The 26,643-nt window shown below is 61.3% G+C and carries 23 protein-coding genes; 7 read left to right on the forward strand and 16 right to left on the reverse strand.

The features are described 5' to 3' along the window. Positions 1-44 precede the first annotated feature (44 nt). The 5 genes from JK176_RS00375 to JK176_RS00395 all read right to left on the reverse strand — a co-directional run bounded on the left by JK176_RS00375 (position 45) and on the right by JK176_RS00395 (position 5,632). A complete protein-coding gene (locus JK176_RS00375) occupies positions 45-464 on the reverse strand; it encodes a DUF1489 family protein (RefSeq protein WP_194254172.1) in 420 nt (139 codons plus the stop codon). Between the two features lie 27 nt (positions 465-491). Next, positions 492-1,580 (reverse strand): nucleoside hydrolase, encoded by a 1,089-nt coding sequence (locus tag JK176_RS00380; protein ID WP_211585871.1) that lies wholly within the window; start codon positions 1,578-1,580, stop codon positions 492-494. A gap of 36 nt (positions 1,581-1,616) precedes the next feature. Next, positions 1,617-2,795, reverse strand: a complete 1,179-nt coding sequence (hemW, locus tag JK176_RS00385; protein WP_211585872.1) for a radical SAM family heme chaperone HemW — start codon at positions 2,793-2,795, stop codon at positions 1,617-1,619. Then, the gene (locus tag JK176_RS00390; protein ID WP_194261839.1) at positions 2,792-4,819 is read right to left on the reverse strand and encodes a potassium transporter Kup; all 2,028 of its coding nucleotides are present in this window, start codon (positions 4,817-4,819) and stop codon (positions 2,792-2,794) included. Before JK176_RS00390 ends, hemW begins: the two co-directional genes overlap by 4 nt. Positions 4,820-4,933: 114 nt before the next feature. After that, entirely contained in the window at positions 4,934-5,632 is a 699-nt protein-coding gene (locus tag JK176_RS00395; protein WP_249194077.1) for a YggS family pyridoxal phosphate-dependent enzyme, read from the reverse strand. 57 nt (positions 5,633-5,689) lie between these two features. On the opposite strand from JK176_RS00395, the gene JK176_RS00400 reads away from it, so the two are divergent. After that, a complete protein-coding gene (locus tag JK176_RS00400; protein ID WP_211585873.1) occupies positions 5,690-7,048 on the forward strand; it encodes an RsmB/NOP family class I SAM-dependent RNA methyltransferase in 1,359 nt (452 codons plus the stop codon). Positions 7,049-7,093: 45 nt separating this feature from the next. Here the strand turns inward: JK176_RS00400 and JK176_RS00405 are convergent, their stop codons facing one another. The 4 genes from JK176_RS00405 to JK176_RS00420 form a co-directional block, all read right to left on the reverse strand. Then, the gene (locus JK176_RS00405; RefSeq protein ID WP_211585874.1) at positions 7,094-8,140 is read right to left on the reverse strand and encodes an aldo/keto reductase; all 1,047 of its coding nucleotides are present in this window, start codon (positions 8,138-8,140) and stop codon (positions 7,094-7,096) included. 88 nt (positions 8,141-8,228) lie between these two features. After that, positions 8,229-9,842, reverse strand: a complete 1,614-nt coding sequence (locus JK176_RS00410) for an ATP-binding protein (protein ID WP_194261842.1) — start codon at positions 9,840-9,842, stop codon at positions 8,229-8,231. Positions 9,843-9,847: 5 nt separating this feature from the next. Continuing rightward, complete coding sequence (locus JK176_RS00415) at positions 9,848-10,573, reverse strand: response regulator (protein WP_099285519.1); 726 nt, start codon at positions 10,571-10,573, stop codon at positions 9,848-9,850. Between the two features lie 81 nt (positions 10,574-10,654). Beyond that, positions 10,655-11,698 (reverse strand): cysteine synthase A, encoded by a 1,044-nt coding sequence (locus tag JK176_RS00420; protein WP_211585875.1) that lies wholly within the window; start codon positions 11,696-11,698, stop codon positions 10,655-10,657. Between the two features lie 68 nt (positions 11,699-11,766). On the opposite strand from JK176_RS00420, the gene JK176_RS00425 reads away from it, so the two are divergent. Continuing rightward, positions 11,767-12,183 carry a rhodanese-like domain-containing protein gene (locus tag JK176_RS00425; protein ID WP_211585877.1) on the forward strand — a complete coding sequence of 139 codons (417 nt, stop codon included), beginning with the start codon at positions 11,767-11,769 and terminating at the stop codon, positions 12,181-12,183. On the opposite strand, the gene JK176_RS00430 is transcribed toward JK176_RS00425, so the two are convergent. The 5 genes from JK176_RS00430 to JK176_RS00450 form a co-directional block, all read right to left on the reverse strand. Further along, positions 12,159-13,085: a DUF2272 domain-containing protein gene (locus JK176_RS00430; RefSeq protein WP_249194079.1), complete on the reverse strand. Its 927-nt coding sequence runs from the start codon at positions 13,083-13,085 to the stop codon at positions 12,159-12,161. The two genes, JK176_RS00425 and JK176_RS00430, sit on opposite strands and share 25 nt — an antisense overlap. A 44-nt stretch (positions 13,086-13,129) precedes the next feature. After that, a complete protein-coding gene (locus JK176_RS00435) occupies positions 13,130-13,534 on the reverse strand; it encodes a hypothetical protein (RefSeq protein ID WP_211585878.1) in 405 nt (134 codons plus the stop codon). Next, positions 13,531-14,628, reverse strand: a complete 1,098-nt coding sequence (mtnA, locus tag JK176_RS00440; RefSeq protein WP_211585879.1) for an S-methyl-5-thioribose-1-phosphate isomerase — start codon at positions 14,626-14,628, stop codon at positions 13,531-13,533. The genes JK176_RS00435 and mtnA overlap by 4 nt, the downstream gene beginning before the upstream one ends. Positions 14,629-14,798: 170 nt before the next feature. After that, positions 14,799-16,178 (reverse strand): glycosyltransferase family 1 protein, encoded by a 1,380-nt coding sequence (locus JK176_RS00445; protein ID WP_211585880.1) that lies wholly within the window; start codon positions 16,176-16,178, stop codon positions 14,799-14,801. Continuing rightward, positions 16,175-17,626 carry a glycosyltransferase family 1 protein gene (locus tag JK176_RS00450; RefSeq protein ID WP_211585881.1) on the reverse strand — a complete coding sequence of 484 codons (1,452 nt, stop codon included), beginning with the start codon at positions 17,624-17,626 and terminating at the stop codon, positions 16,175-16,177. The genes JK176_RS00445 and JK176_RS00450 overlap by 4 nt, the downstream gene beginning before the upstream one ends. A 726-nt stretch (positions 17,627-18,352) precedes the next feature. Here JK176_RS00450 and JK176_RS00455 point away from each other — a divergent pair. Continuing rightward, positions 18,353-19,018, forward strand: coding sequence for an HAD family hydrolase (locus JK176_RS00455; protein ID WP_349291885.1), 666 nt, complete (start codon positions 18,353-18,355; stop codon positions 19,016-19,018). Between the two features lie 224 nt (positions 19,019-19,242). Here JK176_RS00455 and JK176_RS00460 read toward each other — a convergent pair whose 3' ends face one another. Next, positions 19,243-20,979 (reverse strand): bifunctional diguanylate cyclase/phosphodiesterase, encoded by a 1,737-nt coding sequence (locus tag JK176_RS00460; RefSeq protein WP_211585883.1) that lies wholly within the window; start codon positions 20,977-20,979, stop codon positions 19,243-19,245. 60 nt (positions 20,980-21,039) lie between these two features. Between JK176_RS00460 and JK176_RS00465 the strand changes: the two genes are divergently transcribed. Continuing rightward, the gene (locus JK176_RS00465; RefSeq protein WP_211585884.1) at positions 21,040-22,185 is read left to right on the forward strand and encodes a glycosyltransferase family 4 protein; all 1,146 of its coding nucleotides are present in this window, start codon (positions 21,040-21,042) and stop codon (positions 22,183-22,185) included. Between the two features lie 5 nt (positions 22,186-22,190). Here JK176_RS00465 and JK176_RS00470 read toward each other — a convergent pair whose 3' ends face one another. Continuing rightward, positions 22,191-23,189, reverse strand: a complete 999-nt coding sequence (locus JK176_RS00470) for an aldo/keto reductase (RefSeq protein WP_211585885.1) — start codon at positions 23,187-23,189, stop codon at positions 22,191-22,193. Positions 23,190-23,279: 90 nt separating this feature from the next. Here JK176_RS00470 and JK176_RS00475 point away from each other — a divergent pair, with 90 nt between their 5' ends. Genes JK176_RS00475 through JK176_RS00485 form a run of 3 tightly spaced genes read left to right on the forward strand, consistent with a single transcriptional unit; the run spans position 23,280 to position 26,627 of the window. After that, positions 23,280-24,572: an O-antigen ligase family protein gene (locus JK176_RS00475; RefSeq protein ID WP_211585886.1), complete on the forward strand. Its 1,293-nt coding sequence runs from the start codon at positions 23,280-23,282 to the stop codon at positions 24,570-24,572. Between the two features lie 19 nt (positions 24,573-24,591). Continuing rightward, positions 24,592-25,590, forward strand: coding sequence for a GTP-binding protein (locus JK176_RS00480; RefSeq protein WP_211585887.1), 999 nt, complete (start codon positions 24,592-24,594; stop codon positions 25,588-25,590). Then, positions 25,587-26,627, forward strand: a complete 1,041-nt coding sequence (locus JK176_RS00485) for a WD40 repeat domain-containing protein (RefSeq protein ID WP_211585888.1) — start codon at positions 25,587-25,589, stop codon at positions 26,625-26,627. Before JK176_RS00480 ends, JK176_RS00485 begins: the two co-directional genes overlap by 4 nt. The last annotated feature ends 16 nt before the right edge of the window (positions 26,628-26,643 follow it).

Consider the following 26,643-nt stretch of genomic DNA (forward strand, 5'->3'; position numbering starts at 1 on the left):
CAGCAAAAATGTGGCGCGGCCCTGAGGGGGCAGATCTTGGGGGATCAGATCAGGGCGAGTTCGGCCAGCTCCTTCCGAAGCTGTGGCGGGAGATCGGCAATGCCGTCATGACCAAGGCTGCTGCCCAGATCGGGGGGCGCGTCTTTGGGTTCCAGATAGCGCCAACCCTGAAACGGGCGCATCGGACGTGGCTGCACCGGGATGATCTCGTCTGACACGACGATCAGCGTGCCTGTGCTGCCGTCCGCGCGCTGGGCGCTTTCCAGACCGATGATGGGCTGGCGGCACAGGACCATGCCATCCATCACGCGATACAGGGAGCCGCCGTCCAGAACTTCCTCGGCCCGTTTGGGCATGGTGCGGGTCTGGACGGTGGCGTGGCCGTTGATGCGGTAATGGTTCAGCCGTTCGCGCAGGACTTCGATGCTCGGGCAGCCGACGGCCAGTTTGATGATGTTCAGCATAGATGTCGGGTGCCCTCTTTCAAACTCTCAGTGCGTGCCCATGGCGTTCTGGGACTGCGAGACGAAATCGTTGATGAAGCGCGTCTTGTCGATGGACTGCACGATCTTCACCTTCCGCAGACCCATGCCCTTCGGAGCGGTTGAATCCGGCCAGATATGGGCGTGACCGTAATCCATCCCGTGGTCGATATTGACGTTCATGATGGCCGTGACGGATTTCGTGATCAGTGTCGGATCAACGGCGATGGCGGAGGTCAGTTCATCCCAGAGCGGTAGCGGCGCCTGATACTTTTGCAGATAATCCGTGACGGCGTTGTGCTTTGCATTGATGCGGTTTGCGAGTTCGGGCGTCATCATGATGTCGTTCGAGACGTTGCCGACGCAGGTGATGGCGGGCCATGGCGCTGTCAGGGCGATCTGGGCGGCTTCGGGGTCCATGATCAGGTTGAAGTCGGATGCGAAATCGGCATTGCCGGTGACGGACATCATGCTGGCATCGAGCAGGCCGCCCATGAAGACGAGCTGTTTGGCGGTTTCGGCGAAAGTCGGGTCGATCCGGATGGCGAGGGCGAGGTTCGTCAGCGGACCTGCGGCGATGATCGTGACCTGATGTGGATGGGCGTGGACCTCGCGGATCAGGAACATGGCGGCTGGAAGCGCGTCGGCGGCGGTATGGGGCGTGCCTTCTGGCAGCTTGCCGACGGGAGGCTGTGTGGCCGGGACGTGTTCGATGGAGCCGAGGCCGCCCCATGCACCTTTCCAGGGAATGATGCCGAACTGCTGTTCGCGCAGTTTCGTCTCCGCGACGGTGTTGACCAGCGGCGTGGTGGCGCCATCGGCGACAGGGATCTGGGTCTGGCGAGCGATTTCCAGAAAGCGCAGGGCATGCGCCGTGCCTGCGTTTTCCCAGTCATCGCCGACGACCGACGTCAGGCCGAGCAGCGTCACGCCCGGGCGGTTGAGCAGGGGAATGATGGACTGGATGTTGGAGCCGCCCGGACCGAGGAAGTCGTTGTCGAGCACGACGTAATTCGGAGCAGGAGCGGCGTTCGCTGCGGCAAGCGGGGCGAGTATGGTGCAGGTAGCCAGAAGGGCAGAGAGAATGGATCGGCGCATGGTCTCTTCCAGATGGATTAAGACCGGATCATGCCCTCAAGTGACGAGGCGCGCCAGTATCGCTTCAAGACGAAGCCGTCCTTCGCCCGTCGCGCGCAGGATACCGTTGTTCCGCTCAAGGTAGTTTTCCTCAATGCACGCGTCGAGCAGAGCAGGGTCCACACAGTCCATGAGTGCACGGCCCGTGCGGGCGGCGAACTGGGCTTCATTGATGCCTTCGGACAGGCGCAGGCCCATCAACAGGGCTTCGCGGCCTTTTTCTTCCGGCGTGAGAAGGGTTTCTTCGGTACTGCCGGAGCCGGTCTTTTCAACCCGTTCGGCCCAGGGTTCGGGCGCGCGGTGACGGCGGGTGGCGTAAAGTTCGCCGTCCAGCGTCAGGCGCCCATGGGCGCCGGGGCCGATGCCGATATAGTCCGCATAGCGCCAGTAGGTCAGGTTATGGCGGCTCTCGGCGCCGGGGCGGGCGTAGTTTGAGACTTCATAAGGCAGCAGGCCGTGACGGGCGGCGATGTCGCCGGTCAGGTCATAGAGGCGTGCGGCGGTGTCTTCGTCGGGCAGAGTGAGTTCGCCGCGCCGGTGCATGGCTTCGAACTTCGTGCCCGGTTCGATGGTGAGCTGATACAGCGACAGGTGATCGGCCACGAGGTCGAGCGCTGTGGTGAGTTCGTCCGTCCAGTCGGCGTCGCTCTGGCCGGGGCGGGCGTAGATCAGGTCAAAGGAAATGCGCGGGAACAGGGTTCGGGCGGTTTCGAGCGCACGGATGGCCTGCGTGGCGGAGTGTTCGCGGCCGAGCTTGTGCAGCGCATCGTCCCGCAGGCTTTGAATGCCGAGCGAGACGCGGTTGACCCCGGCCTGGCGGAATGCCGCGAATTTTCCGGCCTCAACGCTGGTCGGGTTGGCTTCGAGCGTGATTTCCAGATCATCCTGTGCGTCAAAAAGGCGATGCGCGTCCTCGATCAGGGCTGCAACGGTCTCGGGGGCCATCAGCGACGGCGTGCCACCGCCGAAAAAGATCGAACGCAGGGGGCGTTTGACGCCATCGCGCGTCAGACGGGCGGCATCATGGGCCAGTTCACGGCGCAGGGCTGCGGCAAAGCGCTGCTGCGGGATCACGTCCCGAACATGGGAGTTGAAATCGCAGTAGGGGCACTTCGCCAGACAGAACGGCCAGTGGATGTAGAGGGATAGCGGCTCGGGTTGTGACACAGGCGTCAAATGGCAATCCGGACGCCGAATTCCACCACGCGGTCAGGCGGGATGCGCAGGAACTCGGTCGTGGAGGCCGCATTGCGCTGGAGCAGGAGGAAGATCCACATGCGCCAGAGCTGCATCTTCGGCACGCGGGAGCGGACGACGAGTTCATGGGACGTGAAATAGGAGGCCTGAATGGCGTCGAACGCCACGCCGAGCGCGTTCAGTTCCAGCAGGGCGCGGGGGAGATTGGGCATCTCCATGAAGCCGTAGCGGACGATGACGCGGTGAATGTTGGGCGCCAGTTCCTGAACGATGGCGCGGTGTCCGCGCTCGGCTTCCGGCTGGTCGAGGTTCTGGACCGTTACGAACAGGATGTGATCGTGCAGAACCTTGTTGTGCTTGAGGTTATGCAGCAGCGAGTTCGGCACGATATCGGGGTTGGCGGTCAGGAAGACGGCCAGACCGGGAACGCGGATCGTGCGGGACTGCGGCAGACGCGCGAGGAAAGAGCCCATCGGCATGGAATCCGCCTGCTGACGGGCGGCGATGAGGCTGCGTCCGCGCTTCCAGGTGGTCATGATGATGGTGCTGATAATGCCGATCGCGAGTGGGACCCAGCCGCCATCGGGGATCTTGAGCACGTTTGCGGAGAAGAAAATGCTGTCCACGATGAAGAAGAAGCCAAAGACGATCGCGACCGTGGCGGTCTTCCATTTGAAGACGCGGCGGAACACCACCATGGCCAGCACGCAGGTGCACAGGAATGTTCCCGTGACAGCGATGCCGTAAGCGGCGGCGAGGGCCGAGGACGTGCGGAACGACAACACCAGAACCAGCGCGCCGAAGGCCAGAATCCAGTTCAGCGACGGCAGATAGATCTGCGCTTCTTCCGACGCGTTGGTGTGCATGATGCGGGTGCGGGGCAGGTAGCCGAGCTGGATGAGCTGACGGCACAGCGAGAAGCTGCCCGAGATCCCAGCCTGCGAGGCGATCACGGTTGCGAAGGTCGCAAGGATCAGCATCGGGATCTGCGCCCAGTGCGGCACCAGAAGATAGAACGGGTTGGACAGGGCATGCGGATTATGAATCAGCAGGGCGGCCTGTCCGAAATAGTTCAGCGTCAGGGATGGCAGGACGAAAAACAGCCAGGCCTTGCGGATCGGGGCGCGTCCGAAATGGCCCATATCGGCATAAAGCGCTTCCGCACCCGTGACGGACAGGACGACCGAACCGAGTGCGATGAACGACAGGTAGCCGTGCATGATGATGAATTCGAGCGCGAAGGTCGGCGACAGGGCAAGCAGAATATGGGGGTAGAGCAAGATCCCCTTGACGCCAAGAATGGCGAGAACCGCAAACCAGGCCACCATGATCGGGCCGAACGCCTTGCCGATTTTGCCGGTTCCCAGCACCTGAACCGAAAACAGCCCGACCAGCACGATCATTGCCAGCGGGATGATGATGTGGCTGGCCGACGGCACGGCGGTTTCGATGCCTTCCACGGCTGAAAGGACCGAAATGGCGGGGGTGATAATGCTGTCGCCGAAGAACAGGCAGGTTCCTGCAATGCCTACGAGGCCAAAAAGCCATCGGAAATGCTGCGATTTGCAGACGCGCTGGGCGAGGGACATGAGGGCGATAATGCCGCCTTCGCCATCATGATCGGCCCGCATGATGAGAATGACGTATTTGATGGTGACGATGAGCATCAGCGCCCAGAACGTCAGGCTCGCAAGCCCCATGATTTCCCAGGGCTGGGCAGGCATCTTGGGCGTACTGACAATGCTGACGGAGGATTGCAGCGCATAGAGCGGGCTTGTGCCGATATCGCCGTAAACCACGCCCAGAACCGTAAGCAGCGCGCCCATGCCGGCGGGGCGCTTGTGGCTGGAACCGTCATCTTCGCCGCCGATCTCGTGGGTATGGCCTTCCGAACGGGCCTGCTCGATCGTCTGGACGACGTCGCCGGAGTCGTTGGGAATCCCTACGCCATGAGGAGAGTTTGAGGCGCGGTCACCGTCATGTTCAGGCATTGCTGGTTCCATTTACGGGCGTCAGTAGAGTGCCGTCATCTCCTGTCGCAGCACTGGTCAAGCGCGCTCCACATCACGGCAACTCCCCCTCATGACAAGATTTCTGCGACGGACGCAAGCCGTGCGTCAGGATTGTGGCGCGGGACGGCTTCCGAAAATGGCGGTTCCCACCCGGACGAGCGTTGCGTTTTCGGCAATGGCGGTTTCAAAATCGGCAGACATCCCCATCGAGAGCACCGGCAGTCCGTGCCGTTCGGCTGTTCTGCGCAGGAAGTGGAAATGGGGTGCGGGGTCTTTATCCTCGGGGGGGATGCACATCAAACCCCGGATTTTGGGACCGAATTTTTCAAGAGAGGCTTCAATGAACGCATCGGCTTTTTCTCGGGGAATGCCGGATTTCTGCGGTTCGTCGCCCGTGTTGACCTGAACGAGAAGGTCGGGCAGGCGCCCGGCTTTCTGTGCGGCCTTTTCAATGGCGTCCGACAGGGACGGACGGTCGAGGCTCTCGATCACGTCCGCGATCTGGCAGGCTTCGAGGGCTTTGTTGGTCTGAAGGCCGCCGATGATGTGCAGACGCAGGTCCGGAAAATGGTCGCGAAGCTGCGGAAATTTGGAGGCGGCTTCCTGCACACGGTTTTCCCCGAACAGGCGCTGACCGGCTTTTAACGCGGCTTCGACACTCTCGATCGGGTGGAACTTGCTGACGGCCACGAGAGACACGTCCGCCTCTGCGCGCCCGGCTTTTTCGCAGGCCTGAGCGATACGATGACGGATGGCGGCGAGGTTTTGGGCAATAAGATCGGACATGTCGGGAGAAGACGCCATTGCGTCCGTGGCCGCAAGATGCGATTTCGGCAGGATGCGAGAGATCGATAGCCTGTCATGACCCAGCCCCCATCTAACAAGCCTCCCCGTAATCCGGCCTCCGGAACCCGGAATGCTGGACCACGTCGCCCGCAAGGGTCGTCACAGGGTGGCCGTACGCCGCAGCGTCGTCCTGCGCCGGACCCGACGCGCGACCTTGCCTTCGATATTGTCTGTGGGGTGGTCGAGCATCGCCGGATGCTGGAGACGACGCTGGATCGTGCCGGGCAGGGACTGGACCCGCGGGATCGGGCCTCGGCCCATCGTCTGGCGGCGACGACATTGCGTCATCTGGGCAGCATGACCGAACTGCTTCAGCCGCTATTGCGCCGCGAACCGCCCGAGCCGGTGCGTTGTGCGCTGCTGATGGGCGTGGCGCAGTTGCTGCATCTCGAAACGCCGCCCCATGCCGCGGTCGGGACGATCGTGGATCTGCTGCGCCGTCGCGGTCTGGCGCCGTTTGCGGGGCTGGCGAATGCTGTGCTTCGTCGCGTGGCGCGGGAAGGGCAGGAGCTTCTGGATGGTCTGGACGTGGACCGGCTGGATGTGCCGCCGTGGTTGTGGAGCGCGTGGGGCAAGCGGGCGCGAGCGATTTCGCGTGGCTTGCATCGTGAAGCGCCGCTGGATCTGACGCTGCGTCCGGGAGCCGTCGCGCCGGAAGGAGGCGAGGTGCTGCCGACAGGGTCCGTCCGTTATCCGGCCGGAACGCGCATCACAACGCTGGAAGGCTTCGAGGACGGCGCATTCTGGGCGCAGGATGTCGCGGCGACGATGCCAGTGAAGCTGATGGGCGATGTGTCGGGCAAGACCGTCGTGGATCTCTGCGCAGCGCCGGGCGGCAAGACGGCCCAGCTTGCAACGGCGGGCGCGCAGGTTGTGGCGGTCGAGCGTGAGGAAGCGCGGGCGCAGCGGCTGGAAGACAATATCGCGCGTCTGAAGCTGTCCGCGAAGACGGTTGTGGCCGATGCCGCAACATGGCGTCCGGACGCGCCGGTGGACATGGTTCTGCTGGATGCGCCGTGTTCCGCGACAGGCACCCTGCGACGTCATCCGGATGTGTTGTGGATCAAGCGCCCGCGCGACGTGACGGCGCTGGCGGAAGGTCAGGATGCGTTGATTGATGCCGCGCATGAAATGCTCAAGCCGGGTGGCGTGCTGCTTTATGCCGTCTGCTCGCTTCAGGATGAGGAAGGCCCGGAGCGGATCAAGGCGGCGATTGCGCGCGGTGGCTGGAGGTTCGATCCGTTTTCGGAAGCGGAACTGGCCGATATGGCCGTTGCCCGGACATGGGACGGGATGTTCCGCACCCATCCGGGCCTGTGGAGCGAACTTGGCGGCATGGACGGCTTCTTTGCCGCGCGCCTGATCAAGGTCTGAGGCCGGTCGGCATCGGGAGTACCCCCGATGCCGGATGCGCCGCCTTCAGGGGGCCGGGTTGGAGTGCACCTGATGGATGGCGTTGATCTTCTCTTCCAGCTCAGGCGTGATGACGACATCTGTCGCGCCGAGAATGGTACGGAGCTGATCGACGCTGGTGGCGCCGATGATGTTGGATGTCACGAACGGGCGTGAGGTGACGAACGCGATCGCGAGCTGGGTAGGGTCGATCCCCTCCTCACGAGCGAGGGCGTGATAGGCCGTGATGGCATCGTCAACGCCGGGCTTTTCGTAACGCTGGCCACGGTTGAACAGCGTGGTGCGGGCTCCGGCGGGGCGGGCGCCGTTCAGATATTTTCCGGTCAGGTAGCCCTGCGCGAGCGGGGAATACGCCAGCAGTCCGACCTTCTCGTGCAGCGCCATTTCGGCAAGGCCGATCTCGAAAGTCCGGTTGATCAGGTTATAGGCGTTCTGAATGGAGGCGACGCGCGGCAGGCCCGTGCGGGAGGCTTCCAGAAATTTTGAGACGCCCCATGCGGTCTCGTTGGAGAGACCAACATGGCGGATCTTGCCTTCGTTCACGAGATCGCCGAGCACGCCGAGCGTGTCTTCGAACGGAACGGCGGAGTCTTCCGGCAGGTCGCGGAAAGTCGTACCACCTTCGCCGAACAGGCCCACTTTCCGGTCGGGCCAGTGGAGCTGATAAAGGTCAATGTAATCGGTGCCGAGGCGGCGCAGGGAGCCTTCGAGCGCATAGCGGATCTGGCGCGGGGTGAGGCGTGCTTCCTCGCCATCGGGGCGGAACCACGGCATGGCCGTCCGTCCGACGACCTTGCTGGCGATGACGAGACGGTCACGGCCGCCGCGCGCTTTCAGCCAGCTTCCGATGATGGTTTCGGTTGAGCCCTGCGTCTCGGCGCGGGGCGGGATGGAATAAAGTTCGGCGGTGTCGATGAAATTGATGCCGTGGTCCAGCGCCATGTCGAGCTGGGCGTGGCCCTCGGTTTCGGTGTTCTGCTGACCGAAGGTCATGGTGCCGAGGCAGATTTCGCTGACGGCAATGCCGGTGCGGCCAAGTTCACGCTGTTTCATGGAAAAGACCTGATCAGAAAGATGGGGAAGCTCTTAGCATGGACAGAGCCGGGCCATTGATCAAGGCGGGGCTCTGTCCATGCTCTGTTTATGGGGCCAGCGTGACGATGACGCGCAAGCCCCCGCCGGTCCGGTTTTCAAGGCGGACATCGCCGCCCTGACCATGCAGAATGGTGCGGGCAATGGCCAGACCAAGGCCGGTTCCACCGGTTTCGCGGTTGCGGCTGCTTTCGATGCGAACGAAGGGTTCGAATACGCGGTCCAGCTCGTTTTCAGGCAGGCCCGGGCCATTGTCTTCGATCAGAATGCGGACCGCATTGCCTTTTTCGCCGGGGCGGGTGGCTGGAATGAGTGTGACATGGGCGTCCCCGCCATATTTCAGGGCATTGAGGATGAGGTTGTTCAGGGCGCGTTTCAGCGCGACCGAGCGCGCCTTGATGCGGACGGGCACGTTGGGCGGTTCATAAAACAGGTCGTCCGCCTTGTCCGGCAGGCTCTCGGCGGCTTCGTCCATGATGGTCTGGAGCAGGGCGCGCAGGTCCAGCGTGACGATGGGTTCGGCAGAGGCGCTGTCACGTCCGAAGGCCAGCGTGGCGGAAACCATGGCTTCCATCTCGTCCAGATCGGCCAGCACCTTGTTGCGGAGTGCGTCGTCGTCGATGAACTCGGCGCGCAGTTTCAGGCGCGTGATGGGCGTGCGGAGGTCATGGCCGATGGCGGTCAGCATGAGCGTGCGGTCGGTTACGAAACGGCGGATGCGCGTGGCCATCGTATTGAAGGCAATCGCGGCACGTCGGATTTCGGAAGGGCCGTTTTCAGGCAGGGCGGCGGTGTTGACGTCCCGCCCCAGCGCTTCAGCGGCGTTGGCAAGCGTCGTGACGGGCGCGATCAGACGGCGTGTGGCCCAGACGATCATCGCACTGCCGGCAATGGACATGACGAGGAACGCGATCAGAAAGGTCGGCGACCCGAACGGGTTGGGCAGAGGGGTGACGAACCGGACCACGACCCAGCAGTCCCGATCCGGCAGGAGGATCGAAGTGGAGTGCGTTCGCAGCTTCTGGCCGATCAGGACCTTGCGCGGATAAAGGGACGACGGCAGCAGCGCCCATCGCACGAAGGGCGGCATATCATGCCGGTGCAGGCTTCCCGGAAAGCGGGGGGTTCCTTCCATCGGGGGAGGCATATGGCCGTCCATCGGACCCGGCATGGGGCCACCCAAGGGCGTACCGGAAGGGCCGGGGGGCATGTGGAAATCCGGGCCGTTCATGCCGGGTTCGGGAAAACCCGGTGGACCCATATGTGGGGGCATGTCCGCACCCGGATGGGGCCCGTTCTCGTCCATCATGCCGGGCTGGGGGAAGCCATCGCGCGGATGATGCAGGAAAGGGGACGACACTCTCGGGGGGAGGGGAATTTCATGCCCCTCGATCAACGGGTCCGGCTCTTTGAGAAGCAGGACCGTGACGTTGGAGGGGACGCGCAGGTCTTCGATCGCGTCGCGACGGTCGGCCGGGCTGGCTTCCGCGACCGTGCGGTAGATCGAAAAGACCTGCACCTGCTCCTCATGGACCTGACTGCGTTCTTCCAGATCGAAGCGGTCCAGCGCGTGGATGGCCAGTCCTGCGGCTTCCACGATGGCAAGCCCCACAATCAGCAGCAGGCTGGTGCGGGTGACGAGAGATCGTGGAAGGATATGCATTCCGGTCAGAGACGCTCGACTTCTGCCGCGAGGACATAGCCCCCGCCGCGCACCGTCTTGATGACCTGCGCGTTGCGGCCGTCGTCTTCGAGCTTGCGACGCAGGCGGCTGACCGCGACGTCGATGGCGCGGTCGAACGGTCCGGCCTGACGGCCCCGAAGCAGTTCCAGAAGCATGTCGCGTGTCAGCACGCGGTTGGCCCGTTCGAGGAGCGCCATCAGCAGGTCATACTCGCCACCGGTGAGGGAAACTTCCGCACCCTCCGGGTTCAGCAGCCGACGGCGCACGGGATCGAGGCACCAGCCCGCGAAGTGGATCTTGCGGGTATCGGCAACCTGTCGCTTGTCCTCGACGTCGATCGTCCGGCGCAGCACCGCGCGGATGCGGGCGAGCAGTTCGCGCGGGTTGAAAGGCTTGGCGACGTAATCGTCCGCACCGAATTCGAGGCCGATGATCCGGTCGGTTTCATCGCTCATGGCGGTAAGCATGATGATGGGGACGTTGTCCTGCGAGCGCAGCCAGCGCGCAACTTCAAGACCGCTCTCGCCGGGCAGCATCAGATCCAGCACCACGAGCTGGTAATGACCGTTCGCCCAGGCCTTGCGGGCTTCGCGGGCGTCACGGGCAGCCGTCACGCGGAAATGATTGCGTTCGAGGAACTGGCTCAGCAGTTCGCGGATTTCGCGGTCATCATCCACGACCAGAAGATGGGGCAGTGTTTCCGTGCTCATGACCAGAGGCCTTTCAGGAATGCTGTGACCGCGTTCGGACTGCGTGTGCCGCCCCCGAAAAGGGACGGCACTGCGGCGAGGTCAGGCCAGCCAGGGCGGGACAGGCAGGTTTTTCGCACGCAGGAACTCCGGGTTGAACAGCTTGGACTGATATCGGGCACCACCGTCGCACAGAATTGTAACAATCGTATGTCCGGGTCCAAGACGGCGTGCGGTGCGGATTGCCGCAGCGACATTGATGCCGGACGAGCCGCCGACCGAGAGACCTTCGTTCGAGGTCAGGGAGAAAATCTGCTCCAGCGCCTCGGCATCGGGAATACGTTCGGCATCATCAGGTGCCGAGCCTTCCAGATTGGCGGTCACGCGGCCTTGACCGATTCCTTCGGTAATCGAACCCCCGGTAATGGAGAGGTCGTTGGATTTTACCCAGCCATAAAGCGCGGAACCTTCCGGATCTGCGAGAACCACGCGCGGTGCGGTCTTTCCGGCTGCTGCGGCCTGATCGCGCAGGCCCAGCGCGATTCCGGCCAGCGTTCCGCCGGTGCCGCAGGCGCAGGTGAAGGCGTCGATTTTTCCGCCCGTCTGCTCCCAGATCTCGCGGGCCGTGGTGGCGCGGTGGCCTTCGCGGTTGGCGGTGTTGTCAAACTGGTTGGCCCAGAAGCCGCCGATTTCTTCGGCGAGACGGCGCGAGACATGAACGTAATTGCCCGGATCACGATAGGGCTTGGCGGGAACAAGACGCAGATCCGCGCCGATCATGCGCAGAAAGTCCAGCTTCTCGCGGCTCTGTGTTTCCGGCACGACGATCACGGCCTTGCAGCCTACCGCATGGGCGACCAGCGTCAGGCCGATTCCCGTATTGCCCGCCGTTCCCTCAACGACCGTGCCGCCGGGTTTCAGGGCGCCGCTTTTCAGGGCATCATTGATGATTGCAAGAGCCGCGCGGTCCTTCACGGAGCCGCCGGGGTTCATGAACTCGGCTTTGCCGTAGATATTGCAGCCGGTTTCCTCGGACGCGCGTTCAAGGCGGATGAGGGGCGTGCCCCCGATCGCGGCGGTCATACTCGGGGAGACGGTCTGCCATCCGATCGTGGCAGCCTGGCGGTTCGGAGAGAGGTCGGTCATACGGTAACTCCTGTGCTGGCCCGTGCTGGGTGAATTATAGAACGCGTTTTGGAAGGATGAGAAAGAGCATGAAGGTTCTGACAGCAAGGCAGGCGTGGGACATGCTTGAAAAAAAGCATGGAACGGGCTCTGAGAATGACGCGCAGCCTGTTCTGGTGGATGTGCGCACCCCGCCGGAATGGATGCATGTGGGATTGCCCGACGCGGATGCGATGACCGCGCCGCTTCTGTGCGTGACCTGGCAGCCGGACCTTCAGCGCGAGTTCCTTGACGCCCTGCTCGACGCTGTTCCCGACCAGCAGACGCCGCTGCTGTTCCTGTGCCGGTCGGGCGTGCGGTCACATCATGCTGCACTTCTGGCGGAAAACGCCGGTTATGCGGATGTCAGCAATATCGTGGACGGATTCGAAGACCAGCACGGCCCCGGCAAGGGCTGGCGTTCCAGCGGCCTGCCGTCGGCTTACATGCCGCTGTCGGGTTCCTGATCCGCGTCGTAATGCACTTCTAGCACGGCGCACCAGGGATAGCGGCTGTCGTAGCTGTGCCCTGAACTGTCGGCGATCATGCCGTTGGCATCCGTGGGAACATGGGTGAGGGCCACGGCATCATCCACGTTGCCGCCGACAATGCTCAGCTCGTGTCCGAAAGGCTGGGCATTCTGGTTGGTGGCGGAGACGATGCCGCAATGGGCTGGAAAGCCGTAGCTGGTCGGCAGCATGGAGAAAGTGACGGTCTTGCTCTTGCCGCGCCCGACACAGATCAGATCGCCGAGCTTGGGGGCATAGGTTCCGGGATCGTGGGCAGTCACGCCGCTGGACTGCCCGCTGGCGGCGGCGTTGATATAGGTCGAATGATTAGGGGAATACGGGAAACGTCCATTGGCGCCCGCAATACGCATCACATACGAGATGAATGCGGCAGACCAGGCATAATGGCCGTCATGCGCGATCTCGAAGCGGGTGCCCTGGGAATCCGTCTTGCCCGTCCAGCCGACTTCCGTCTCATACGGGTCCTGTCCGATCCACCAGTACTCGCCGATCCGCTGCCAAAGGCCCGGAAGGCGTTCGGGCTTCAGCGCCGCGTCCGTGGGTTCGGGGCGGTCTTCGGGGTTGTCGTCCGAGACGGGGGAGCCGAACATCCGCCATTCGCGCAGGGCGATGGCCGCAACGTCCTGCCGGTTGAACGGTTCGAAGTTGCGGGTGGCAAAGTCCGGAACATGGACGTCGTAACCTACCGGACCAGTAGTTCCGTTCGCATACTGGGCGTTCGGCGTGCGGGCCGGATACGGGCTGACACTCTGCTGGCTGGAACATGCAGCCAGTGCGAGCAGGGTGGCCGTAGCGGCTGCTCGCCTGAAAAGATGCGAATCTGGCACTGTTATCCTCATGTACCCGTCATGACCTCAACTTGAACGGCATGTGACACAGAGCGTCAAGGATGGGGGCTGACTGAGGGAGGGGCCACGGCCTGCCATGCCTTTATTTTTATGCAGGTTTTCTGAATGGCAGGCAGTCCTACGGGAGGAAACCAGAAGCCCAGCAGAGCCGTGGATATTCCAGCACAGAATATTGTCTGCATCAGTGACATGGGTCTTGTTCTGAACAGGAATGTCAGCGTGACGATACAGACAATCGGCAGGAGGCCGAGATAGACCAGCATACAGCGGGTGAAGAGGGGCTCGCTTGCCGGGTTGTCCATGGCCATGCCGAACCCGATGCAGAGTGCGGGCAGAAAGACGCTCGCGGCTAGCCCCAGAACAGCGTTTCCCGCAAGGAACGCCCGAATGATCCGAAACCATAGCGGAGCGTAACCCTTGCAGGGTGACGCAGACGTCACGGAGTATCGGGAAACAGTGACCGCAGTCCGGCTTCGCTGGCGTCACAGCGGCCGCGCTCCGTGATAAGGCCCGTTACGAGGCGAGCTGGCGTGACGTCGAAGGCCGGGTTTGCGGCCGGGCTACCGAGAGGCGCGATGCGGACGCGGCTGGCGTCTCCTTGGCTGTCGAGGCCTGTCATGAACAGCACTTCGTCGGCGCTGCGCTCTTCAATCGGGATTTCCTTCACGCCGTCACGCACGCGCCAGTCGATCGTCGAGGACGGCAGCGCCACCCAGAACGGGACGTTGTTGTCATGTGCGGCAAGGGCTTTGAGATAGGTGCCGATCTTGTTGGCCACGTCGCCCTGTGCTGTCACGCGGTCCGTGCCAACGATCACCATGTCCACACGTCCGGCCTGCATGTAATGGCCGCCCGCATTGTCCGCGATGACGGTGTGCGGCACGCCGTGACTGCCGAGTTCCCATGCCGTCAGCAGGCTGCCCTGATTGCGGGGGCGCGTCTCATCCACCCAGACATGAACCGGAATGCCTTCGTCATGCGCCATATAAATCGGGGCGAGTGCCGTTCCCCAGTCGACGGTGGCGATCCATCCGGCATTGCAATGCGTCAGAAGATTGACCTGTCCCTGACGGCCCTTGCGCTCCCAGATTTCGCGGATCAGTTCCAGACCGTGACGGCCGATGGATTCATTGACCTGTACGTCTTCGTCGCAGATGGCGTCGGCTTCGGCATAGCCCGCGGTGACACGCCCAGCTTCCGGAACAGCCTTGAGGTGTTTGACCATGCGCTCGATGGCCCAGCGCAGGTTGATGGCGGTCGGGCGCGTGGCGACGAGAAAGGCTGCGGCCTTGTCCAGAGCATCGTCAGACGCGTCGTCCTGAAGGGCGAACACCAGACCATAGGCGGCGACGGCCCCGATCAGCGGGGCGCCGCGCACCTGCATGGACGTAATGGCCTCGGCCACGCCGCCGACGTCCCGGAGTTCCAGAAGCTCCACAGCCCAAGGGAAGCGGGTCTGGTCGAAAATCCGGATGCTGCTGGCATCGTCGGACGGGCGCCAGAGGCTGCGATAGGAAATGCCGTTGATTTTCAAGGGAACGCTCCTCGGAAGGCCGGAAAGACGGGGCTGCAACGGGAGCGCGAACGACCCCATGCTGACTGAACTGCTGGGTTCTGCATGTGCGTGATCTGCGGGCCTGACTCAAGCCCCTGTGCATGAAACTTTCATGCACAGGGGCAAAGACGTTTACAAGCGCAGGATTTTCAACGCTGGACGGTGTCGAGGATGACTTTTGCGCCGGTGGTCCACGGAACGGGTTTGAACTCGCTCCGCACTTTCTGGGTCCATGCGGCCAGATCTTCTGGATCGTCGATGACCTGACGGATCAGGGCATAGGCTTCACGGAGATTGCGCGGGTTGAAGTAGCGTCCGAGCGGTCCGCCAGCCTCGGGGATGGATGTCGTGTTGGAGGCGATACAGGGACGCCCCATGGCCAGACCTTCCGTCACCGGAAGGCCCCAGCCCTCGAAGAAGGACGGGAAGACCGAGAAGCTGCAATCGGAATAAAGGCGTCGCAGTTCGGCATCGGACGGATTCTGGATGAAGCGGATCTTGCCATCCAGCCATTTCGTATTCTCAAGCTGCTGCATGAGATCGGAAACGAGCCAGCCCGGACGCCCCGCGAACACCAGTGTCGGAACCTGATCGACCGGCATGTCTTCCAGCATCTGCCGCCAGATCCGGAAGAGGAGCATGTGGTTCTTGCGTGCCTCGATCGTGGAGACGAACAGGACATAGGGCTCGCTTACCAGACGTTCGGTTGGCATGACGGTTTCCGCCAGTCCGAACTCCGTTCCCATCGGAACATGCTGGACCGTGATTCCCGTTCCGATGCCTTCTTCCGCAAGATAGGACTGGACGTCCTGTGCTGTGGCGCGGCTGTTGGCGAAGATGATGTCCGCTAGCGGTAACACGGCATGATGCCAGGCCCGGAACGTCGTAATCACGCCGATATGGCACCATTCCGGGCAGCGGATGGGAGCCAGATCATGCATCAGGAGTCCGAAGGACACCCGCAGTTCATCACGCAGCCATCGGACTGTCTGGACATAATTCTCGTGATGCCATGGTGAGCCTAGCGTCAGGAAAACGTCCCCAGCCTCGACAGCTTCCGCCAAGGGCGTTCCTTCGGCGTGCTGCGCGGCGTCGGTGCTTGACTGCTGACGTCGGCGGCGCAGAACCGCCTTGCCTTCGTTGACTGCCAGTCGTCCCAGCCCGGCCCACAGGCTCGCCAGTCCGCCCAGAACTTGTCCTTCCGTTTGCAGGATGCCGGTTAATGCCTGACGGTGTGTTTCGTTCTCGGCGAACTGCATGGCGGAAAACAGCGGTGCCGAGGCTTTTGCGGCTTTGGCGCCGCTGTCTTTCATGACCTGCCGCAGCAGCGTGTCGACTACCGACCAATCGATGGTGCGGAAATCGCGCGGATCGTGTTTGTTCGCCCCGCGGCGTACAAACTGGACGTTGTGGCCGTGTAGGGTCCGCAGGCCTGCGCAGAGCTCGAACACCACACGCTGAATGCCGCTCGGACGGCCATGATGCACGAGGTGGAACAGCAGGTCGTCGACGTCGATCCAAAGGGTCATGACGCTCTCCCGTCCACATATGCGGCGTGACAGGCGTCCAGAATGGCGTCAGCAGTATGCTCCCACGGGGTGGGTTTAAACTGCGTCCGGACCTGCTCCTGCCATTTCGTCAGGCCTTCGCGGTCTTCGATCGTTTCACGGACGACGCGATACGCATCGTCGGTATTTTCCGGATCGAAATAGCGCGACAGCGGGCCGCCGGCTTCGGGGACGGAAGTCGCATTCGAGGCCACGCAGGGACGGCCATGGATCAGGCTTTCCGTCACCGGCAGGCCCCAGCCTTCAAACAGGGACGGGAAAAGCGTGAACATGCAGCCGTCATACAGATGCGCCAGTTCGTCATCCGACGGGTCGCGCAGAAGACGGATCTTGCCACGCAGCCAGTCGGTATTTTCAAGCTGCTGCATGAGATCGGAGACGAGCCAGCCGACCCGTCCTGCGAAAACAAGCGTCGGCACCTGTTCGGGAGGCAGATCAGCAACCAGACGACGCCAGACGCGGAATGCCAGCATATGGTTCTTGCGCGCTTCGATGGTGGAGACGAACAGAACATAGCTTTCTGGCGCAGGCAATCCTTTGGGACGTTCGCCTGTAACTTTGCGGGGAGGGCCGAAGCCGCTGCCAATCGGCACGGTCTGCACGGGGGCCAGCAGCTTCAGGCGATGTTTGCGGGTATAGTCATCAATGGTTTTCGCCGTAGCGTGGCTGATGGCTAGAAGGCGTCCGCACTGCGGGAGGGTCGTATCCAGCCAGTGCCGGAAATCCCGGATCAGGGACAGCGCACACCATTCCGGCCGGATGGCGGGAATGAGATCGGACAGTAGGAGGACAGGCTGGATGCCATACGCTTTGCGCATTCTGGCCAAACGGTCGCCGAAGCCGGGCTCCGACCATGCTGCACCGAGGATCAGGAAAATATCGCCAGGCTTTGGCTGATTGGCTGTGTCGGTCGTAATTGACGACTGCATCACAGCCGGTGTTCGGGCGTTTCCCGTTTCCGAACGGCGCGTCATCTGTTTTTGCACGAAACGGCGTAAAAGGCGCAGGGCGCGCAACTGGTTTACGGCCATCGTCAGCAGAGGGCGCGCCAGTTCCGGCGGCAGGCTCTCGATGCGTCTGATGACGGTGTGGCGCAGATTTCTTACGAAAGCACGGGGCGTTTTGCGCGACTGGGGCGCCGGGCGACTGTCATGTGCGACTTTTTCATCGGCACGCACGACGAAAAGATTTTCCAGATCGTCAAAAGACACCGTGGAAACAAGCTGTGTTTCGTTCTGTCCGCGTCGGATCAGGGCAATATTGCCCATACCGGGTTTGGTTGCGGCCTGCTTGCGGATGACATGCAGGATTTCATAGACAAGTCGCTGAATTCCGCTGGGGCGCGAATTGTTTTCGAAATACTGGAAAATGTCTTCGACGTCGATCCAGATGGTATAATCTGCTTGCATATGTCCGGACTAGCTTTGTGGCGGCCGACAGGGATGCCGGTCTGTCAAACGATATTAGTGTTAAAGTTTAGGTAAGCCCCGCCGGATGGGCAAGGGGAGCGGGGAAAAGGCAGAGCCTTCGCCTCGCAGGATTGATTGGGTCAGGGGAGTTCTGTTGTGAACAGCGTTACGGTTCGTCAATGCGTCATTCTGCTGGAAGATCCTGTATCACACGCCTTGCCTCTGTCGCTTTTGCCCCGTGGAGATAGGCCGTTTCTCGCTTGGCTTATGCGGGAAATGCAGCGTTTTGGTGTCAACGAGTTCATAATTCTGACTGCACAAGGCTCGCAGGACGTTTTGACTGCTATTGAAAGTCTTGGTTCTTTCCTCCCCAGCCCCGCCAAAATCGTCATAAGCGTTGCACCGCCCGGGCTGGGGAGTGGGGGGGCGCTTCGTCATGCCCGACCGCATCTGCGGGAAAAATTCCTCATATGTCCTGCAAACACATTGTTTTCCTGCAATCTGGCGCGTTTGCTGACACACGCACGGAATGGGCACTGGATGCTGTTGCGCCCGGTCACTTTGCCGGAGCAGCAGACAGAAGTCTTTTTGCGTGCAAACGGGCTTGTGTCGTTTCACCAGAACCGTGACGACTTGGAAAAGCCAGTTTTAGTGAGGACCGGCCTCTGTCTTTTTGATGTCTCGATCTGTGAAATTCTGACGGAAACCTGCTCTTTGGAGCAAGACGTGCTTCCAAAGTTGGCGGAAAATGGAACGCTCCGGGGGCTCTCGCTGACAGGGGATTTTTACGATTGTGCGAATGACAGCAGGTTGGAAAAGACGCTGCAGGAGATGTCGCTGAATTTGCGCCGTCCGGCCGTTTTTCTGGATCGTGACGGCGTCATTAACCGGGACTTTGGATGGGTCGGAACGCGCGAACGGTTCGAATGGGAGCCCGGTGTCCGCGAGGCCATCGCCCGAATGACCGAAAGTGGCCATCACGTTTTTATCGTGACCAACCAGTCCGGGATTGCACGGGGGTTCTATTCCGAAGCCGACCTTATGGCTCTTATGGACTGGGTTATCGACAGCATCCGCGAGCATGGCGGGACTGTGGATGACTGGCGGTACTGCCCCATGCACCCAGAGGCCGAAGTCGAATGTTATCGAGGGCATAGCGTGGACCGTAAACCGGCGCCCGGTATGATCCTTGATCTGTTGCAACGATGGGAACTGGATCCTGCGCGTTGCGTCCTGTTTGGAGACCAGCCGACCGACATGCAGGCTGCATATGCGGCAGGCCTTCGAGGGATCATGGTGGGACCTGACAAACTGTCCGATCTGTTTCCAGAAATGGACAAGTCATTGTGTGAGAATGAGTTTCCGGAAAGTCCTCGACAGTCTGTAAGGTGACAGTTACAATTCGTATCAAATAGTCTGATTGGAAAGATGATGGCATCTTACAGGAACACGCAGGCCTCCCCGTCTCGTATTTCCTCGAAGGCGCAGCAGTCCGGATGCCGTGACCCTGAGGAGAGGGTTTGCCTGAGCGCGGTGGAAAAATATCGGCTGTTGCGTGAGGCCCGTCGTGTTGTCAGGAGAGAGCGTCTGGCTGACGAACGTAAATCCGGAACGTGTCAGGATAGGTGATCTCTGGAGATTCTGGCATTTTTCTGAGGTATGACGGTCGTATCGGTCATCCCCGGACAGGCTGACAGATCTGCGAGAGGAGCAGGGCGGCCCATCAGGAAGCCCTGTGCCGTCGTGCAGGATGTATGACGCAGCATGTCGAGTTGGGCGGCGGTTTCTACACCCTCGGCGATAACTTCCATCGACATGGCATGTCCCAGCGTCATGATGGCGCTGACGATGCTCTGGGCCTGTGGATCGTTCAACATGTCTCGGATGAAGGAACGATCGATCTTGATCCGGTCAAAGGGAAAGCTGCGCAGATAATTGAGACTTGAAAATCCGATACCAAAATCGTCCATGATAATCTTGACGCCCAGAGCGCGGATTTTACCCATGGTTTCCAGATTGCGCTGTACAGCGTCCAGAAATATGCTTTCCGTCAGTTCGAGTTCGAGCCTTTCCGCAGCGAGACCCGTCTGAAAAAGCGTCTGGATGACGGCTGCATACATGTCGTCATGTGCGAACTGGACTGCGGAAATATTGACAGCGATCCTGATATGCTCCGGCAGCCTGCTCGCCTGGGCACAGGCTTCGAGCAGTACCCAGCGGCCAATCGGGACAATGAGGTTGCAGTCTTCCGCAACCGGGATGAATTCGTTCGGGGCAATCACACCCCTGACCGGGTGTTGCCAGCGAAGCAGGGCTTCGACGCATTCCACTCTGTTTGTTTTAAGGCAGATCAGAGGCTGGAATTCGAGAAAAAACTCGTTTGATTCGAGAGCCCGTTGCAGGTCATGTTCCATTTCGCAGCGATGCTGGACATCTGCCTGCATGACAGGATTGAAGCTGATCCAGTCTGGCGACTGAAGACGACGGGCTTCGTTCAGGGCAAGTTCGGCATAATGGCAGGCCGTCTCGAAGCGATATGTATCAAATGGGATCAGGCAGCAGCCGATACTGGCTGTGACGTGGATTCTGTGTCCATCCACGGGCAGCGTGGTGTGAAAGATATCCCGTGTAATCTGTGCCCAGTGTGTGGCCTCAGTGGGCTGTTCGTATGGGAAAGGACAGAAAATCCCGAACTCGTCGCTGCCAAAGCGTGCAACGATGCAGTCATCGCTCAGGAATGTCTGAAGGCGCTGCCCGATCGCTTCGAGAAGGTCGTTGGTGATTCTGGTACCGTAACGCTCGTTGATGGTGCGGAAACGGTTGATGTTGACGTGCAGGAGAATACCTGCCGGTTGCGGCGCTGCGTGTTTGAGGAAGAAGTCTTCGAGATGTCTCTCGAACTCTGTCCTGCTGCACAGGCCCGGGGCAGAGTCCGGAGGCAGAATGTCTGTGGCGGGAGAAAGAGACCTGAGGAATGTGACGGCCAGCGCCAGACAGTCTTTGTCGTTTCGGCGAAGGGGAGTCAGTCTGAACTGGACGGGAATAGTTTCTTTCTGCAGCGTCATGAGAAGGCCGGAGTGGTACTGATTGTCCGGCAGGGCTTTTAGAGCGGCGGGAAGGATCTCTTCGAGCGGGGGGAAGTTCTGGAGGTCGGTCCCGAGGCAGGAAAGGAGAGATCTGTTGGCCTCAATGATCCGGCCCTGATACAGAATGGCCAATCCCTCGCTGGAGGCGTCGGCGAGATGGTGAATCGGAAAGAGTGTTTTGATATTTTCCCGGGACGCAGTCTTCGGAAGGCGTGTGTCCGCGCAGGGGCGTTCTCCTTCCTGACCTGTTCTCTGGGAAATACGCACAATCATTTCCATCCGTTAATCTCGATGTAAGATGCCTTGGCTTCTGTTAAGAAACTGGAAATGTCGGACAGTCAGGAATCGCTCAAACTGCAACAAAATGTTGCTGAGACCGAATTTGACACGATTCAGGCCCCAGTCCTGACCATTCTTCCACCGCGCGAGCGTTACGAAGCAGGTCATGCGGGGGCGATTTCCCTGCTGGTTAGCCGTCTTGCCGGCGCTGGAGATGTCGTCGTGGGAACGGGGGCGGTGGGCGTGCCTTTACCCGGCGGTCGTTATCAACCGTTAATCGTGCCAAGGGTTCCTCTTTCGCATGGGTGGCGTTTGCGTTTTGCCTGTGTGGCGATGATGCGGTCGTGTCGGCCAGCGCTCACGGAAATTCACAACCGACCGGATCTGGCCCGGTTTCTGGCGCGGTTTGTGCCGGTGCGTCTGGTTCTGCACAATGATCCCTGCGGGATGAGGGGCGCGCGGTCGGTCCGACAGCGCGAGGATCTGGCGCGGCATGTTCTGGTCTGTGGGGTTTCGGACTGGGTCATCCAGCGTTTCCGGGAAGGATGCGGCCCGATTCGGACTGAAGTGCAGCCCAACTGTCTGGATCTTTCCGCACTGCCAGTCTCACACGACAGGCAGAAGACGGTCCTGTTTGCGGGGCGGGTCGTGGCGGACAAGGGTGTGGATGCGTTTGTCCGCGCCTGGGATCAGATCAGAGCGCGTTATCCGGGATGGCGGGCTGTTATCATGGGAGCAGATCGGTTCGGGCCGGACTCTCCCGAAACGCCTTATCTGAAGCAGCTTCGGCCTCTTGCGGCTGCTGCCGGGATCGTGATGACAGGGTATCGGCCTCATGAGGTTGTTCTGGCCGCGATGGCGGAGGCGGCAATCGTTGTGGTGCCAAGCCGCTGGCAGGAGCCTTTCGGCATGACCGCGCTGGAAGCCATGGGATGTGGAGCGGCGGTTGTGGCGTCTCCTGTGGGCGCATTGTCGGATCTGGTCGGAGACGCGGCGCTGCTGGCGGCACCGGACGCCCCCGGCGAACTGGAGCAAACCCTGAGCCGTCTGATGGACGATAACGGTCTGAGGGTAAGGCTGGGTGCAAAAGGGCGGGAACGGGCGACCCTGTTTGATGTTGGGGCGGCCCGCAGTCGCGTGGAAGAACTGCGGCATGCGGCGATTGCGTTTGCCCGGCGGAAGCCGCAGTCCTGAGAGAATTAGTCCCGCTGGGGCGGGGCCATGAAGGTCGGGTCGATGGCGTTCGGCACATGGCGCGCCAGAATGTCGTCCACGGCTTTCTTTTCTTCGTCCGTCAGGGTCCAGCCGAAGACGTCCTTCACACCTGCGACCTGTTCGGGCTTGCGGGCACCCCACAGGGCGATGACCGGTCCCCGATCGAGAACCCAGCGGACAGCGAAGGCTATGGTCGATTTGCCGCGCTTTTCGGCAAGTTTTTTGAACTCTTCGACGGCGGCGAGATAGTTCTCGAAGTTCGGCTTCTGAAATTTCGGATCGTTCGAGCGCAGATCATCCTTGGGGAAGGTCGTGTCGCGGCTCATCTTACCGGTCAGCAGGCCGCGGCACAGGGCGCCGTAAGCCAGAATGACGGCATTGTGCTTTTCGGCATACGGCAGGATGTCCTTTTCGATCGTCCGTTCGAACAGGTTCAGCGGCGGCTGGATCGTGGCGATCGGGGCGACTTCGCGGAAAATGTCCATCTGTTCGGGCGAGAAATTGCTGACACCAAGGGCGCGGATCTTGCCTTCCTGATGAAGTTTCTGGAGTTCGCGGGCGCTCTCGTCGATCGGGGTTTTGTCGTCGGGCCAGTGGATCTGTTCGAGATCGATCGTTTCCACGCGCAGGCGACGCAGTGAGTCTTCAACTTCCTTGCGGATGCGCGCCGGGCGGGAGTCCCGGAAGACCTTCATGTTCTTTTCGTCTTCGCCAGCCCAGTGCAGACCGAGTTTGGTGGCGATATGGGCCTTGTTCGGCTTTTCGGCGAGGGCACGACCGACGACTTCTTCCGAATGGCCAAAGCCATAGACCGGGGCGGTGTCGATCAGGTTGATCCCTTCGTCGAGAGCGGCGTGAATGGTGCGGACGCCATTGTCATCGTCGGGGCCGCCCCACATCCAGCCGCCGATGGCCCATGTGCCAAGAGCGACGCGGGAAAGGGGCGTGTCGATGCCGGGGATGAGGATGGTGTCGGATGCCATGATTGTCTCCACTCGAAATAGACAGTAACGAAAAAGCGCTTCGGACTGTAAGTGGTTGCATGCGAAGCCGAAACCTTTCATCCCCTTAAGATGCGCTTCTCTCCTTCCACTGTGACCCGGATCGGCCGATGGGCCGCCCTGGTCCTGCCTCTGGCCCTGACGCATGTGCGCGTGGCAGGTGAGGCCGATCTTGATCTTCTGGCTGTTCTGCTGCTGCTCCATTCTTCGCTGATTGGGCGGCGTGAGGGCGGGTGGGACTGGCTCCGGGAGCCTTGGGTCATCGCCACGTTCTGCTGGTGGAGTTGGCAGGTTCTGTGCACGCTGTGGGTATCGCCGGGACATGGCGCGCTGGGTCAGGCGCTTCTGGCGATCCGTTTTCCGCTTGCGGCGGCCGCATTGGGCTGCTGGCTGCTCCGGGATGCGGTTTGGCGCAGGCGTGTGTTGTGGCTGACCTGTGCGTGCGGGGTTTATATTGCCGTGCAGATGCTGGTTCAGGCCGTGTTCGGGCGCAATCTGTTCGGGATCCCGCGCTTTCATGACGGAACGCTGACGGGGCCGTATGAGCACCCCCGCGCTGCTGCACCATTGTCCCGACTGATCTTGCCGCTGTTGATGGTGGGATGTGCGGTGGCAGAAAAGGCGCGAAGTCGTCTGATGCGGACGCTTGGGCTGTGTGCTGCCACAATTCTCGCTGTCGGGATTATGGTTCTGGCGGGGCAGCGTATGCCGCTTGTGCTCTCGCTTCTGGGGATCGGGGTGTGCGCGCTGCTGTATCGGCCGATGCGTCCGGCCGCGCTGGCGGCGGCGGCGATGCTGCCGGTTCTGGTGCTGGTGGCGCGGGTGTTTTCGCCCGGCAGCTTTTTCCATCTCGTGACACTGGCGCGGCAGCAGCTCACGCATTTCGGTCAGTCGCCTTATGGGGAAATCTACACCCATGCGGTCGTGATGGCGCAGGCGCATCCCTGGATCGGGCAGGGCTATGACGCCTACCGGCATTTCTGCTCAGACCCGTCCACCTTTCATGGTCTGCCAGGACTGTCGGAGGCCGTGCCTGAGAGGGGGTGGCTGGACCTGTGTGTGCAGCATCCGCACAACCATTATCTTCAGGCTCTGGTCAATGCCGGGGTGCCGGGGCTGATCCTGTTCGTCTTGATGATTGCGACATGGTTGAAGGCGATCTGGCCGGGACGGAACGGCCATGCGATTGCGATCGGTCTGTTTGCGGCGGTGCTGATTCAGGAATGGCCCATCGCCTCGACGTCGGACTTCCTGAACCTGCCGCTGAGTGGCTGGGGGTTCCTGCTGTTCGGGTTGGCACTGGCCTATCGGGGCTTGCCGATACGGAACGGGTTTCAAGCGGGCGGGGTCCGGCCTATATCGTAAGGCAGATTACGGAGGCCTTATGTCCAGCACCCCTGACACGACTGTCACGCCGACACGGAGCGGAACCGTTCCCGTAACGGTTCTCACCGGCTTTCTTGGCGCCGGCAAGACGACGCTTCTCAATCATATCCTGACGGCCGAGCATGGTCGCAAATATGCGGTTGTTGTGAACGAGTTCGGCGAACTCGGGATCGACAACGACCTCGTGGTGGATGCTGACGAGGAAGTGTTCGAAATGAACAACGGCTGCATCTGCTGCACGGTGCGCGGAGATCTGATCCGCATTCTGGGCAGTCTGCTGCGGCGTCGCAACCGATTCGACGGCATCATCGTCGAAACGACCGGACTGGCCGATCCGGCCCCGGTCGCGCAGACATTCTTCGTGGACGAAAACCTCCGCGAGAAGGCGCGTCTGGACGCGGTCGTGACGGTTGTGGATGCGTTCAACGTCATGGAAACGCTGGATGAAAGTCCCGAAGCCATCAACCAGATCGCGTTCGCGGATGTGATCGTGCTGAACAAAATCGACCTTGCGGATGAAGAACGCCGGAAGGACATTGTGGCGCGTCTGAAGAAGATCAACGCCGTGGCGCAGATCCATGAGGCGCAGCATGGCGGCGTGAAGCTGACGGATATTCTGGATCGGGGTGGCTTCGATCTGGCGCGTGCGCTTAAGACGATGCCGGACTTTCTGGAGAACGACCATCATTCTCACGAGGAAGGCATCACCAGCATTTCCCTGAGCATCAAGGAGCCGATCGACCAGCCCCGTTTTCAGGCATGGATCGGGGCGATCCTTCAGGAGCAGGGCGCGGACATTCTGCGGGCCAAGGGCATTCTGCATTTCAAGGGCGAGCAGAACCGTTTTGCATTTCAGGCCGTGCATATGATGGCAGATGGGGATTTCATCGGCCCGTTCCGTGAGGGCGAGAGTCGGGAGTCCCGTCTGGTGTTTATCGGGCGCAATCTGAACCGTCCGCAGCTTCGGCGCGGCTTTGAAAGCTGCATTGCGGTATGATGCAGGATCTTCTGGCGGACCGGGGTGCTGAGCGCCGGTTCGAGAGCCCGATCGTTCATGTGGTGTCGTCCCGTGACGGGCTCAGCTTTGCGGCGTTGACGGTGGATGGGGAGCTTGTCCTTATTCCGCGGAATCGTCTGCGGGATGCGGAAAGCTGGACGGTCGTCTCCGTGCATGATGGCGGGTTATGTCTGGCTCAGGGCTGCGAACCGGATGCGTTTCTGACGGGCGGGGAGGACGGGAAGCTCGTCCGGACTTTTGCCGATGGGCGCACGGACGTGTTGCACGAAGGTCGCCGCTGGATCGACTGTGTGGCCAGTACGACAGGTCATCTGGCGTTTTCGTCGGGCAAGCAGATCGAGGTCCGTGCGGCGGAAGGCCACCAGACGCTCAAGGTGCTGGAACATCCCTCCACCGTGACTGGCATCGTGTTCGATGCGAAGGGCAAGCGGATTGCGGCGTCACATTATAATGGTGTGTCGATGTGGTTCGTGCAGGCCAAGGTCGACAGCGTGCGGCCGTTCGAATGGAAGGGCAGCCATATTGCGATTGCCATCCATCCGGGTGGTGAGGCGCTGGTGACGTCCATGCAGGAAAACGATCTGCATGGCTGGCGCCTGTCTGACGGGCACAATATGCGTATGAGCGGCTATCCGAAGCAGGTGAAGTCCATGGGCTTCACGCGTAACGGGCGCTGGCTTGCGACGGCGGGAGCCGATGCGATTGTGCTGTGGCCGTTCACGGGTGGTGGCCCGATGGGCAAGGCTCCGGCGGAACTGGCGCGGCTGCCGGGTCTGTTTGTCAGTGCGGTCTGCCCCAATCCCAAGGAAGACATCATCGCTGCGGGTTATGAGGACGGCACGGTCGTTCTGGCGGAAATCGGTGGAGGGGACCAGCGCGTGCTGCCGCTGTGCTCGGGACAGGATACGAAGCGCGGCAAGGTGACGTCGCTGGGCTTTACGCCGCAGGGTGGCGCGCTGGTCTTCGGGACAGAAGACGGGGTTCTGGCAGCAATCGATCTATCCAGCGGCGGTTGAGCTATGTTTGTGCCCG

It is taken from the genome of Gluconobacter sp. Dm-73 (assembly GCF_018256215.1).
Classification (GTDB): domain Bacteria; phylum Pseudomonadota; class Alphaproteobacteria; order Acetobacterales; family Acetobacteraceae; genus Gluconobacter; species Gluconobacter cadivus.

Excerpts from the sequence above, each read along its gene's own strand:
- JK176_RS00375 (WP_194254172.1), bottom strand. The coding sequence starts at position 464 with ATGCTGAACATCATCAAACTGGCCGTCGGCTGCCCGAGCATCGAAGTC.
- JK176_RS00380 (WP_211585871.1), bottom strand. The coding sequence starts at position 1,580 with ATGCGCCGATCCATTCTCTCTGCCCTTCTGGCTACCTGCACCATACTC.
- JK176_RS00390 (WP_194261839.1), bottom strand. The coding sequence starts at position 4,819 with ATGGAACCAGCAATGCCTGAACATGACGGTGACCGCGCCTCAAACTCT.
- JK176_RS00395 (WP_249194077.1), bottom strand. The coding sequence starts at position 5,632 with ATGGCGTCTTCTCCCGACATGTCCGATCTTATTGCCCAAAACCTCGCC.
- JK176_RS00400 (WP_211585873.1), top strand. The coding sequence starts at position 5,690 with ATGACCCAGCCCCCATCTAACAAGCCTCCCCGTAATCCGGCCTCCGGA.
- JK176_RS00405 (WP_211585874.1), bottom strand. The coding sequence starts at position 8,140 with ATGAAACAGCGTGAACTTGGCCGCACCGGCATTGCCGTCAGCGAAATC.
- JK176_RS00410 (WP_194261842.1), bottom strand. The coding sequence starts at position 9,842 with ATGCATATCCTTCCACGATCTCTCGTCACCCGCACCAGCCTGCTGCTG.
- JK176_RS00415 (WP_099285519.1), bottom strand. The coding sequence starts at position 10,573 with ATGAGCACGGAAACACTGCCCCATCTTCTGGTCGTGGATGATGACCGC.
- JK176_RS00420 (WP_211585875.1), bottom strand. The coding sequence starts at position 11,698 with ATGACCGACCTCTCTCCGAACCGCCAGGCTGCCACGATCGGATGGCAG.
- JK176_RS00425 (WP_211585877.1), top strand. The coding sequence starts at position 11,767 with ATGAAGGTTCTGACAGCAAGGCAGGCGTGGGACATGCTTGAAAAAAAG.
- JK176_RS00430 (WP_249194079.1), bottom strand. The coding sequence starts at position 13,085 with ATGAGGATAACAGTGCCAGATTCGCATCTTTTCAGGCGAGCAGCCGCT.
- JK176_RS00445 (WP_211585880.1), bottom strand. The coding sequence starts at position 16,178 with ATGACCCTTTGGATCGACGTCGACGACCTGCTGTTCCACCTCGTGCAT.
- JK176_RS00450 (WP_211585881.1), bottom strand. The coding sequence starts at position 17,626 with ATGCAAGCAGATTATACCATCTGGATCGACGTCGAAGACATTTTCCAG.
- JK176_RS00465 (WP_211585884.1), top strand. The coding sequence starts at position 21,040 with ATGTCGGACAGTCAGGAATCGCTCAAACTGCAACAAAATGTTGCTGAG.
- JK176_RS00470 (WP_211585885.1), bottom strand. The coding sequence starts at position 23,189 with ATGGCATCCGACACCATCCTCATCCCCGGCATCGACACGCCCCTTTCC.
- JK176_RS00475 (WP_211585886.1), top strand. The coding sequence starts at position 23,280 with ATGCGCTTCTCTCCTTCCACTGTGACCCGGATCGGCCGATGGGCCGCC.
- JK176_RS00480 (WP_211585887.1), top strand. The coding sequence starts at position 24,592 with ATGTCCAGCACCCCTGACACGACTGTCACGCCGACACGGAGCGGAACC.
- JK176_RS00485 (WP_211585888.1), top strand. The coding sequence starts at position 25,587 with ATGATGCAGGATCTTCTGGCGGACCGGGGTGCTGAGCGCCGGTTCGAG.